At 64.1% G+C, this 11,917-nt stretch carries 11 protein-coding genes and 1 pseudogene; 8 read left to right on the top strand and 4 right to left on the bottom strand.

Annotated elements, in window-relative coordinates:
* Positions 1-99 precede the first annotated feature (99 nt).
* From gdhA to GOSPT_RS23005, 4 genes and pseudogenes are all read right to left on the bottom strand, one after another.
* The gene (gene gdhA, locus GOSPT_RS03670) at positions 100-1,464 is read right to left on the bottom strand and encodes an NADP-specific glutamate dehydrogenase (protein WP_210734581.1); all 1,365 of its coding nucleotides are present in this window, start codon (positions 1,462-1,464) and stop codon (positions 100-102) included.
* Between the two features lie 101 nt (positions 1,465-1,565).
* A complete protein-coding gene (locus GOSPT_RS03665; RefSeq protein ID WP_005203056.1) occupies positions 1,566-1,994 on the bottom strand; it encodes a type II toxin-antitoxin system Rv0910 family toxin in 429 nt (142 codons plus the stop codon).
* A 55-nt stretch (positions 1,995-2,049) separates the two neighbouring features.
* On the bottom strand, positions 2,050-2,934 hold the full coding sequence (locus GOSPT_RS03660; protein ID WP_005203054.1) for an enoyl-CoA hydratase-related protein: 885 nt from the start codon (positions 2,932-2,934) through the stop codon (positions 2,050-2,052).
* Positions 2,935-3,000: 66 nt separating this feature from the next.
* Positions 3,001-3,311 (bottom strand): annotated as a pseudogene (locus GOSPT_RS23005) (oleate hydratase); the annotation flags it as partial.
* A gap of 593 nt (positions 3,312-3,904) precedes the next feature.
* Between GOSPT_RS23005 and GOSPT_RS03650 the strand changes: the two are divergent.
* The 8 genes from GOSPT_RS03650 to GOSPT_RS03615 all read left to right on the top strand — a co-directional run bounded on the left by GOSPT_RS03650 (position 3,905) and on the right by GOSPT_RS03615 (position 11,910).
* Complete coding sequence (locus GOSPT_RS03650) at positions 3,905-4,537, top strand: LGFP repeat-containing protein (protein ID WP_039854526.1); 633 nt, start codon at positions 3,905-3,907, stop codon at positions 4,535-4,537.
* A 227-nt stretch (positions 4,538-4,764) separates the two neighbouring features.
* Positions 4,765-5,781: a YihY/virulence factor BrkB family protein gene (locus GOSPT_RS03645; RefSeq protein ID WP_039854524.1), complete on the top strand. Its 1,017-nt coding sequence runs from the start codon at positions 4,765-4,767 to the stop codon at positions 5,779-5,781.
* A gap of 121 nt (positions 5,782-5,902) precedes the next feature.
* Positions 5,903-6,436 carry a methylated-DNA--[protein]-cysteine S-methyltransferase gene (locus tag GOSPT_RS03640; protein ID WP_005203047.1) on the top strand — a complete coding sequence of 178 codons (534 nt, stop codon included), beginning with the start codon at positions 5,903-5,905 and terminating at the stop codon, positions 6,434-6,436.
* A 58-nt stretch (positions 6,437-6,494) separates the two neighbouring features.
* Positions 6,495-6,992 (top strand): RNA polymerase sigma factor, encoded by a 498-nt coding sequence (locus GOSPT_RS03635; protein ID WP_141630788.1) that lies wholly within the window; start codon positions 6,495-6,497, stop codon positions 6,990-6,992.
* A complete protein-coding gene (locus tag GOSPT_RS03630; protein ID WP_005203043.1) occupies positions 6,989-7,594 on the top strand; it encodes a methylated-DNA--[protein]-cysteine S-methyltransferase in 606 nt (201 codons plus the stop codon). Before GOSPT_RS03635 ends, GOSPT_RS03630 begins: the two co-directional genes overlap by 4 nt.
* A gap of 101 nt (positions 7,595-7,695) precedes the next feature.
* The gene (locus GOSPT_RS23000; RefSeq protein WP_085941910.1) at positions 7,696-8,472 is read left to right on the top strand and encodes a glycosyltransferase family 2 protein; all 777 of its coding nucleotides are present in this window, start codon (positions 7,696-7,698) and stop codon (positions 8,470-8,472) included.
* The gene (locus GOSPT_RS03620) at positions 8,469-9,440 is read left to right on the top strand and encodes an acyl-CoA dehydrogenase family protein (protein WP_005203039.1); all 972 of its coding nucleotides are present in this window, start codon (positions 8,469-8,471) and stop codon (positions 9,438-9,440) included. The genes GOSPT_RS23000 and GOSPT_RS03620 overlap by 4 nt, the downstream gene beginning before the upstream one ends.
* A gap of 103 nt (positions 9,441-9,543) precedes the next feature.
* Entirely contained in the window at positions 9,544-11,910 is a 2,367-nt protein-coding gene (locus GOSPT_RS03615; RefSeq protein WP_005203037.1) for a lysylphosphatidylglycerol synthase transmembrane domain-containing protein, read from the top strand.
* The last annotated feature ends 7 nt before the right edge of the window (positions 11,911-11,917 follow it).

The raw sequence follows: 11,917 nt of genomic DNA, 5'->3' as shown, positions 1-11,917 counted from the left end.
GCACCGACGCTTGGCAACCATGCCGGCGAATCAGCAACGGTGGCGAACGGTCAGCTGGGGCTCACCGATCAACCGGGCGTGCGGCAATGGCGCGGCGCGTCAGATCACCCCGAGCGCCAGCATCGCGTCGGCGACGTGGGTGAACCCCGCGATGTTTGCGCCGAGCACGTAGTCGCCGGGCGCCCCGTATTCGTCGGCTGTCCGCAGGCAGTTCTCGTGGATGCCGCGCATGATCTGGGCCAGTCGTAGTTCGGTGTGCTCGAAGCTCCACGAGTCGCGAGAAGCGTTCTGCTGCATCTCGAGTGCGCTTGTCGCGACACCGCCGGCGTTGGCGGCCTTACCGGGAGCGAACAGGACACCCGACGACGAGAAGGCCTTGATCGCCTCCGGGGTGGACGGCATGTTGGCGCCTTCGGCGACGATGGTGCAGCCATGGGCGATGAGGTTCGCGGCGTCGTCGGCGTTCAGTTCGTTCTGCGTGGCGCAGGGAATCGCGATGTCTGTCGGCACATCCCAGATCGAGCCCGAGGACACGAAATATGCTGGTGCACCACGCTTCTCGGCGTAGTCGGAGACACGCCCGCGTTGAACGCCCTTGATCTGTTTGAGGAGCTCGAGGTCGATCCCGTCCTCATCGACGACGTAGCCACCGGAATCCGAGCAGGCCACAACCCGGCCGCCGAGCTGGTGGACCTTGTCGATCGCATACAGTGCGACGTTGCCGGAGCCGGAGACGACGACGCGCTTGCCGTCGAGGTCTTGTCCCCTGGCGTTGAGCATCTCGCGCACGAAGAAGACGACGCCATAGCCGGTGGCCTCGGTCCGCACCTGCGAGCCGCCCCACGACAATCCTTTGCCGGTGAGTACGCCGGACTCGTAGCGGTTGGTGATGCGCTTGTATTGCCCGAAGAGGTAGCCGATTTCCCGACCACCGACGCCGATATCACCCGCCGGGACGTCGGTGTGCTCGCCGATATGGCGGTACAGCTCGGTCATGAATGATTGGCAGAACCGCATGATCTCGCCGTCGGATCGACCCTTGGGATCGAAATCCGAGCCGCCCTTGCCCCCGCCGATGGGGAGGCCGGTGAGCGCGTTCTTGAAGATCTGCTCGAACCCGAGGAACTTGATCACTCCGAGGTAGACGCTCGGGTGGAACCGCAGGCCACCCTTGTACGGTCCGAGCGCGGAGTTGAACTCGACGCGGAAACCCCGATTGATCCGAACTGCTCCGGCGTCGTCGACCCACGGAACCCGGAAGATGATCTGACGTTCTGGCTCGCAGAGCCGCTCGATGATCCCGGAGTCGGCGTAGTGCGGGTGTTTGACGAGAACGGCGCCGAGGCTGTCGAACACCTCCCGTACCGCCTGATGGAACTCGACTTCGCCCGGATTGCGGGCCACCACCTCGTCGTAGAGATCCTGCACCTTCTCGTCGAAGAACGACACCTCACACACCTCCATACGCTCGCCGAAACGGCCGGTCAGGCCGCCGGACACCGTCTTGGAGCCTATCGCCCGATAGAAAAACCGCTCATGTCGGGCATCGCGGACGCCTTCTCCGGTCAGCGGAGCGCCGCGAGATTCTCGATGGAGCGTCGAACGTCTGAGGTGATGACCTTGGCGACGAGGCGGCCGATGGGTCCGCTCAGCAGGCCGCCGTCGAGAGTGGCGTTGAGGTGGAATCGAGAACCGTTCGTCGTCTTCGTCACCGTCATTCGAAGACCGATCCGAACCCCGCCGATGCCGTGGCCCGAGAGCGAAATCGTTTCTGGCTCAGAGTATTCGGTCACCGTCCAGTGGATGACGTTGCGAAATCCCTTGACTTTGATCAGCGACGAGACGTGGGTCCCGACGGTGATCTGGTCTGGCAGGTCACTGCGCCAACCGCCGAAGATCGTCATCCATTCGGGGAACCGCGACAGGTCGGACGCCAGATTCCACGCCTGTTCGGGTGAGAGATTCGATTCGACACTCACGTCGACGTCGGCCATGGGTACCTTCCGTTCGAGGATGTGGGACTCGCTGGTGGGTGGGTTGCGCCGACGATCAGAAAATCTCGGGCAGATCGCTCGACACCTTGTCGGTGAACACCGCTCGACGCTTCTCCAGGAACGCGGTCACGCCCTCGGCGACGTCGGTCATGGAACCCCTGACAAAGATGGCCTTCGAATCTGCCTCGTGTGCGTCGCGAGGGCTCGGCGCACCGGCCATTCGCCAGATCAACTGACGCGTGAGAGCAACCGACACGGGGGCACTGTCGGCGGTCATGTCGCGTGCCACGGCGATCGCGGTGTCGACAACCTGATCCTTGGGGACAACCTGCTGGACCAGGCCGGCGTCCAATGCCTCTGTGGCACCGACCATCTGGCCGCCATACGTCCATCGGAGCGCTATCGGGATGCCCACGAGGCGTGGCAGGAACCACGACGAGCACGCCTCGGGCACCAAGCCGCGACGGGTGAACACGAAGCCGAACTTGGCGTCGTCGGAGGCGATGCGGGCGTCGGCGGGCAGCGTCATCGTCACCCCGACACCGGCTGCGGGGCCGTTGATCGCCGCCACCACGGGCTTCAAAGAATCGAAGATCCGGAGCGACGTCTGCCCGCCGGAGTCGGGTGGAACGACCCCCGGGGTGGTCTCGCCGTGGACGAACGTGTCAGCACCGGACTCCAGGTCGGCGCCTGCGCAGAACGCCCGGCCGTTTCCGGTGATCACGACGGCGCGCACGGAATCGTCCGCGTCGGTGACCTCGAGTGCAGCCTTGATCTCTTCGCCCATCTCATGTGTGAAGGCGTTGAGCCGGTCCGGCCGATTGAGGCGCAGGATCACGATTTCGTCATCGCGATCGATCTGCACGGCTGTGGACGGACCAGCGGGGTGAGATGGACCAGCAGGTTCAGACGGACCAGCGGAGTCCTTCGACGACGGCATTCCGTCAATCTACGCGGATGGTCGCAGATTCAGACAAGCCGACGCCGCGACCTGGAGGGTCGCGGCGTCGGCGTGCTCGTCCTCGGGTGCCGTCAGTCCAGTTGCCGGGTTCGAGCTGGGATTGGTCTTGTGCAGCCAGTACATTTCGTCGAGCACCGACGCGTTGTCGATGGCGAGTGACGGGATCGATTTGAAGAGATCCCACAGGGCCGCGAAATGCGCCTCCATCTCGCGTCCACCGCGGCATCACGAATCAGGAACGCCGCGCCAGCCAGGCACGCGAGTCCGGAACCGACGAAGTAGGCACTCTTGCCGTCAACATCTGCCGGCTAATCCGGCCGTCCGAATGCCTCGAAATTTCCATTACTTCGGTACACGTGCGTCTCGCCTTTTGTCGTCGCACATCGTGCGCCCGCGTCAGGATCGAACTCGAACAACGTCGACGCTAGTTGGCTAAGTGCGGATCCTGTTCCGGATCGAGATGAGGTGTTGTCTTTCCGGACAGTGTGATCTGGCATTCTCTCCACTCGGCGCGGACTGGTACGCCACGGTTCGGCGGCAGCCCACCAAAAATCGTGAGCCGCGTCTGCGCGACCCCGACAGACAAGAAGCCGCCGACCGAGGCGGTCGACGGCTTCTGAAATGGACGGAATCGGTCATGCGCCTCTCGGCGAAAAATCCGCTCTAAGCGGTGAAGGGTGGGACCCGGGGCAATGAATCCGACGCCGTCGATGGTTCCAACTGTCGATGGACCCAACGTATTCCGCCGCCCCATAGCGGGTTTCTTGGACGTGGAACTCACGATTGGGACACGATCCTTGTCCGCTACGTCGGCTTCGCCAGACTGATGTTGCAACACTGCACCAGTCGGCGAGTTCTCGTCGAGTCTGGTCGTCGGATGTGGTTACGGTCCTGAACGCGGTCTTGACGACCGTGTACTACTTCAGTGTCTCGAACCGAAAGGGAACCAATGAAGCAGACAACTCGCCGCATCGCCGGTGTCGTTGCGGCGGCATCGGCAGTCACCCTCATCGCTGCCGGTTGCAGCGATGACAATGACTCCAGCTCGTCGGCATCGGCATCGGCGTCGGCATCGGCAAGCGAGTCCGGCATGGCGGGGATGTCGGGGATGTCAGGCTCGGCGGCTGCTGGTGCCTCTGTGGAGCTCAAAGCGGCTGACGGAAGCACGGTCACGCTGACCGGACCGATCGCGGCGAAGTATCAGGCGGCGACCGAGCAGCAGAAGACCGATCTCGGCGCACCGAGCACCGGTGCCGAGGCATCGGGCACGGGCTCGAACGGTGTTGTGTTCCAGCAGTTCGCCGGCGGCGTGATCACTGCGAAGAATGGCGAAGAGGCCACCCCGGCGTACATCACGTGGGGCAAGATTCGCGACGCGTGGAACGTCAAGCGCGATGCCGAGGGCAACCCGTCGGCGGAGGGCAAGGGCGGATCGCAGGGTCCGCTCGGCGCAGCAACGAGCGACGAGACCACCGAAGGTGACGTCAAGACGTCGACCTTCGAGCACGGCAAGATCACGTGGAACTCGTCGACCAACACCGTCGAGGTCACGGTGAATGGCAAGGTCGTACCGACGCAGTAACCGCGCCAGATCTGAGTTCGCGCTCAACGGCGGCTCTTACCCGCACATGCTGCAGGTGAGAGCCGCTTGTTGTTTCTACTTCTCTGGCGTCGGTTGCGCGTCTGCTCGGCGAGCCGTGCTGCCCGATCAGGATGCCTCCGAATAGGATTTGTCGAAGCGGTGGCCGTGGCAAGCGCACAACGTCGCCATTCTCAAGGCAAGGGAGGCGAGAGTTGTCATCTGGGCGATTGTCACTTGCCGAGCGAATCGACAACTTTCAGCACCGCCATCCATCAACCGGATACCCACTGGCTGTGCTCTACAAATTCTTCGACGACCAGGGCGGTTATCTCGCCGCACTGATCGCCTACTACGGGTTCGTCTCGTTGTTTCCGCTGCTTCTGGTTTTCACATCGATCCTGGGAATCGTGCTGCGCGACAACCCTCAACTCGAGCAACAAATCCTCGATTCCGCGTTATCGCAGATCCCGGTCATCGGCTCGCAGCTGCGTGAAACGGGCACGATCAGCGGTAGTGGTGTGACGGTGGCAATCGGCGTCATCGGCGCGATCTACGGCGGACTCGGAGTGGCCGTGGCTATTCAGAACGCCATGAACATCATCTGGAATGTACCGAGAAACGAGCGACCGAATCCGATCCAGGCACGCCTCAAAGGGGCAGTGCTGTTGCTGACAATCGGAGGATCGATCATCGGTCTGACCGTGTTGAACGGATTCGTCGCCGCGGTAGACCTCGGTACGGTGGGCAAGCCTCTGGCGATTCTCGCATCGGTGATCTTGTACACGACCGTATTCACCATCGCGTTCGTCATCGGAACCGCACGCTCGGTGAGCGTCCGCGACGTATTACCCGGAGCGATCGCCGCAGCGCTGTGCTGGCAGGCGCTTCAAACCTTCGGCAGCGTCTACGTGCAACGCGTGATCGTGAGGTCGAGTGCGACCAACGGCGTGTTCGCGGTGGTGTTGGGGCTCTTGGCTTTTCTGTACATCGCGGCGGTGCTCGTCATCTTCTGCGTCGAAAGCAATGCTGTCCGCGTCGACAAGCTCTACCCGCGTTCGGTATTGACGCCATTCACGGACAACGTCGTCCTCACTCCTGGCGACGAGGCCGCGTATACCGCGCAGGCACAGGCACAACGGAGCAAGGGATTCGAGGAAATCGAGGTCTCGTTCGACAATCCGGCCACCGCGGATGCCGACCCCGAGCGCACTGCTCCGAGTGGGCAACCAGACATCGAACGATGACGATTCAGCGGGCAGCCATTGCCGGTCGACGGGTCGATGTCCACACAGATCTCACGTTTGGAGGGCACTGTGCGACTGCGTGGCGATGAGCAATGTGGACGAGACAGGAAGCGTGAAGATGATGAATGGACACACGGAGGGCGCGGGGAGCACAGCGAGATGCGGCGCGGTCGTGACCCCGCTGGGTGCTGTGACAATCGTCGCGACAGGCGAAGCGATCACCGGGATCTACTTCTCCGATCAGCGACATCGTCCCAAGGACGCGGCGTTGGGTGACCACGTCGACGACGATGCGTTGGTCGACGCCGCGGCATCGCAACTTGTCGAGTACCTCGCGGGTGACCGAACCGACTTCGACCTACCGGTCCACACTCACGGCGACGCGTTCCACCAGGCGGTGTGGAATGCGTTGCGCGGCATTCCGTTTGGCACGACCACGACCTACGGTCAGGTGGCAGCGGAGATCGGGATGCCGCAGCAGGCGCAGCGCGTCGGGCAGGCTGTAGGGCGCAATCCTGTTGGCATAGTGATCCCGTGTCATCGGGTGATCGGGGCCGACGGCTCACTGACCGGTTACGCAGGTGGGCTGCAGCGCAAGCGGTGGCTTCTCGAACTCGAGGAGCCGAAGGAGATCCGAGCATCGAGGTTGTTCTGACTGCTACGAACGGCGATCTCACGTTCTCCGGTTCCGCGGCGTTTACCGTGTGATGGACATGAAAGAGCCTTTCGAGCGTGCTGTGTCGACGCACGGTGCAACGGTACTGAGAGTCTGCCGGGCCGCCCTTGGTAGCGGACCCGACGCCGATGACGCCTGGTCGGAGACCTTTCTGGCGGCGCTGCGCGCCTGGCCGGACCTCGCTGAGGATGTGAACGTCGAGGCGTGGTTGGTGCGAGTTGCCCAACGCAAGGCCATCGACATCATCCGGGGACGACAGCGTCGTCCGACCCCCACCGAAAACATCCCGGAGGCGGCAGACCTGCATTCTGCGGCCCCCGATCGTGCGGGAGTGTGGGACGCGGTGGCCCTACTCCCCGACCGTCAACGCCTCGCCATTGCCTACCACTACATCGGTGGTTTGCCCCACACCGAGACCGCTGAATTGCTCGGCAGTACCCCAGACGCTGTCCGGCGAGCTGCCGCCGACGGCATGAAAGCGCTACGACGCACCTACATAGATGCCGACGATCAACGAGGACACGAAAACCCATGAGTGACAATACAACTGAACTGGGAATCCAGTTCGCGGTCTCCGAGGACGATCTCACCGCCCTGCACGCGCGGCTGGAAATCGGTGCAGTGCAACAAGGACTTCTCGACGTCGGCTACCGAACCGTCGATACGCCCATCGGCACACTGTTGCTGGCGGCGACAGAGGCGGGACTCGTGCGCGTCGCCTTCGAGAACGAGGGATTCGACGCGGTCCTCGACGACCTGGCGACCAGGATCGGATCACGAATTCTTCGAGCGCCGGCAATGCTCGACGACGCGGCCGCCCAACTCCACGAGTACTTCGACGGACGCCGACACGAGTTCGGACTGGCTCTCGATCATCGTTTGTCCTCGGGTTTCCGCGAGCAGGTGCAGCGATACCTGCCGCAGATCGGGTACGGGCAGACCACGACGTACAAGCAACTCGCTCAGCGGGTCGGCAATCCCGCCGCGATTCGAGCTGTCGGAACGGCCTGTGCCACCAACCCGCTGCCCGTGGTGGTTCCCTGTCATCGGGTGTTGCGCACCGACGGGACGCTCGGCGGCTACCTCGGCGGGTTGGAGGTCAAGTCGGCCCTGCTCGCGCTCGAAAGTGCCGCGTGACCTCGCCGATCATGATTGTTCGCGCGCGTACGGGCTAGAGTTGGGTAACCACGCCTTCAGCCAATGGGCATCGCCATCATCCGACCCGTCCTGGGGGCCACGTGCGTGCATTTACTACCCCTGCCTCATCTACTGCCGCTGTCTCACCGACTGCAGTCAACCGGATTGCCGTCGTTGTGCCGGCGCACAATGAGGAAGATCTCGTCGCCGATTGTGTGACGAGCGTTCTCGTCGCGGCGCGCAACACCCCGCACGAGGTAGCTGTGACGGTCGTCCTCGACGATTGCACGGACGCGACCGCGCGTCGGATACCGCTTGGCGTGCAGGTGATCTCGTGTTCCTTCGGCTCCGTGGGGGCTGCACGACGCGAAGGCTTCGCGCGACACGGCACCGGGCGTGCCGTCGATGACGCTGCGACCTGGTTTGCCAGCACCGACGCCGATAGCCGGGTCCCGCCACACTGGTTCCAGCAGCAACTTCACTTCGCCGACCACGGTGCCGACTGTTACCTCGGCACCGTGACGCCCGACGGATGGACGGGGTGGACGCGAGACGTCGAGCGTCGCTACACCGAGTCGTATCGAAATAGGGAGGGCCACAGTCACATTCATGGCGCGAACCTCGGAATGCGCGCCGCCACCTATCACGCGGTGGGCGGGTTTGCGCCGATACCCCACGGCGAAGATGTCGAATTGGTGCATCGTGTCCGAGCTTTCGGTGCGCGGGTCGTCGCGTCGCACCATGCGCCGGTGATCACATCCACCCGTGCACAAGGTCGGGCAGAGCACGGATTCGCCGCGCACCTACGATCGCTGGATTCCGCCTCATGTCCCGCTCCATCATGTCCCGCCACCGCTCAGACGGGAGGCTACGCATGATCGACGACGCCTCGTCGCGAGCTCGCGATCTCCTTGACGACGGCCTTGCCGTCCCGCTTCCCGGCGCGGGCGAGACACGGACGCGATGGGGAACCCTTCGGGAGCTCTGTCACGTCGACATCGCCGTCGGAAGACTGGTGGAGGCGCACTTCGACGCCGATGCCATCCTCCACGAGCTGACCGGCCGTGGCACCGAACCCGGTGAGTTCTGGGGCGTGTGGGCCGCGGAGCCTCCCGTGCCGCGCGTGACCGCTGAGCTTCGGCGCGGAGGCACGTGGCTTCTCACCGGAGCAAAGCCGTGGTGTTCGGGAGTCTTGTCGTGTGACCACGCACTGATCACCGCGGACGTTCTCAACGGCGGTGGTGAGCGTCGAATGTTCGCCGTCGAACTCGGCGCGGAAGGTGTGCGCCGAGAGCCTGCCGACTGGACCAACTCGGGCATGAATCGCACCGAGACCGGAACGGTCGTCCTCGACGGCGTCGTCGGTCGACCGGTCGGTGAGCCTGGTGCCTACCTTGATCGCGCCGGGTTCTGGCACGGAGGAATCGGTGTGGCGGCCTGTTGGGTCGGCGGTACGCAGAAAGTTGCCGACGTGCTGTACGCCAAGGCGTCGTCGGCGCACAGTGGGCTGTCGGACATCCTCTTGATGCACCTCGGCGCCGTCGAAGCCGAGATCGCGACGGCAATCGCACTCCTCGACGCGGCTGCACGCGAGCTCGATGCCTGCCCGTCAGACATCGAGGCGGCCAGACGACGCGCTTTCAGCGTTCGCTGGTCGGTCGAACAACGGGCAAGCGCCGTGATCGACCGGGTTGGGCGCGCGCTCGGACCCGGCCCGCTGGTCCACGACGCCGAGCACGCTCAAGCCGTCGCCGACCTTCAGGTCTACGTAAGGCAATCACACGCCGACTCCGATCTCGTGAGCCTCGGCGCGCTGGTGGTCGAGAGAGCGCGAGCGGCTCGGTAACCCGTCGCCTCCCGGGTTGTGAGCGCATGTCCCGATATGTTGGGGTCTGACTACGCCCGGCACACCGTCGGCGCGCCGAAACGTGGGAAGACACGAGCAGCCGATGGATGTCGACGGACGCGAGATCACCGTCTCCGGTGACCTGCTGCAGCCGCTGACGCGGCGTACGTCGGACATACTTCGTCTCACCACCTCGGCGATCGTGCTCATTGTCGTCATCGTGAGTTCACTGATCACCCGGGGCGACTGGGTGGCACTGGAGAAGTCGATCTCCGACATCGTGGGAGTGTTGACGCCCACCCAGGCCGGGTTGGTCTATCTCGCGTACGGCATCGCGATTCTGGCACTCCCGTTCATGATCCTCGTCGGCCTGCTCGCCGCTCGACAATGGCGACTGCTCTGGGCGTACGCGACGGCAGCCGCGATCAGCTTTCTCGCGCTGTCGGTCAGCGAGAACGGTATCGCCGCCCCGACATGGCATTTCGATCGCAACGAACGGCTCGATTCGCTGCTGTCGCAATTCCTCGACGATCCGCGCTGGATCGCGATGCTTGCCGCAGTCCTGACGGTGTCGGGACCGTGGCTTCCCGCCCGCTGGCGACGCTGGTGGTGGATCCTGCTCCTGGCCTTCGTCCCCATCCACCTCGTGGTGAGCGCCGTCGTACCCGCGCGCGCCGTCCTGGGGCTCGCGACCGGCTGGTTCGTCGGCTCACTGGTTGTGTGGGTCGCGGGCACGCCCGCGCTGGTCGTGCCGCTCGAAGATGCGGTTCGGATGCTGGAACAACGGGGTGTGCGCGTGACCGCGCTCCGCGTGGTCCGGCCGGCCAGTCGCGGACCGCTCGAACTCGTCGCCCACGCCGACGACGACATCATCGTCGACATGTACGGACCCAATCAGCGCAGCGCAGGTCTGCTGCGCGAGTTCTGGCGCAAGATCCGCCTGCGCTCGGAAGAAACAGCACCGCTGCAGCTCTCCGCGCATCGAATGGTCGAGCACCGCGGACTCATGACATCCGTCGTCGACGACCTCGGTCTGTCGAACAGTCGTGTTGTCGCCGTTGCGCCCCTTGATCGGGATTGGATGATGTACGCCTGTACACCGCCCCGCGGTACGCCCCTCCATTCGTGCAGCGACGACGTCGCGGTGGCCGACATCTGGGCCGCATTACACACGCTGCACGCGGAGCGGATAGCCCACGGAGACCTTCGGGCGGCGCAGATCACCATCACCGATGGCCGCATCGTGTTCGGCGGTTTTCACTTCGCGGAGTTCGGTGCCACCGACGTCCAGCTCCAGTCCGACATTGCTCAATTGCTCGCCACCACAACCGACCTCTACGGTCCGGAGCCCGCCGTCACCTCGGCGATCAATGCGTTCGGAGCCGACGCGGTTCTGACCGCGTCACGACGGTTGAGCTCGTCGGCGTTGCCGAGGCGGATACGCGACCAGCTGAGCGACGCCAAGAAGGTGATGTCGTCGGCGCGCGATGAAATCCGTTCGCAGACAGGCGCAGACGAGATCCGCGCCGAGACCATCACGAGGTTCAGTCGCTCCCAGATCATCCAGTTGGTCCTGCTGGTGGCGCTGGTCTACGTGGCCTACCCGTTCATCAGCACGGTGCCGACCTTCTTCAGTGAATTGCGCACCCTCGACTGGGTGTGGGCATCGGCCGGTCTGGCGGCGTCGATGCTCACCTACGTCGGCGCGGCGGCCGCCCTATGGGCCTGCGCCGACGGTCTCACGAGTATGTGGAAGCTCACCGTCATGCAGTTCGCCAACACATTCGCCGCGACGACAACTCCGGCCGGCGTCGGCGGACTCGCGCTCAGCACGCGGTTTCTGCAGAAGGCCGGTCTCGGGGGTGTTCGGGCGACGACGGCTGTCGCACTGCAGCAGAGCGTGCAGGTGATCGTGCACGTGGTGCTGTTGTTGTTCTTCACTGCGATCGCAGGGACCTCGGCCGACCTGTCGCATTTCGTTCCCTCGGCGACGGTGCTCTACCTCGTCGCGGGAATCGTGCTCGGTGCGATCGGTCTGTTCTTGTTCATTCCGACGCTTCGCCACTGGCTCGGTGCCTCGTTGCGTCCACGACTGATCGAGGTATTCGTCGACCTGCGCGCGGTGGCGCGTGAACCCAAACGGCTCGGCATCATCACACTGGGTTGTGGCGCAACGACTCTCGGCGGTGCACTCGCGCTCTGGGCAAGCGTGCACGCGTTCGGCGGGCATGTCTCGTTCATCACCGTGACCGTGGTCACGATGGTCGGCGGGACGTTGGCCTCCGCCGCCCCGACGCCCGGCGGTGTCGGGGCCGTCGAGGCGGCACTGATCGGTGGCCTGGCGGCGTTTGGTGTTCCTTCGGCAGTGGCTGTCCCCGGTGTGCTGCTCTACCGCGTACTGACCTGTTGGCTTCCGGTGTTCATCGGGTGGCCGGTGATGCATTGGCTCACCCGGAAGAACATGATCTGAATCTGCA

The sequence above is a fragment of the Gordonia sputi NBRC 100414 genome (assembly GCF_000248055.1).
GTDB lineage: Bacteria > Actinomycetota > Actinomycetes > Mycobacteriales > Mycobacteriaceae > Gordonia > Gordonia sputi.
Note: the sequence above shows the minus strand (reverse complement) of the source record. Positions and strands in the feature narration are given on the sequence as shown.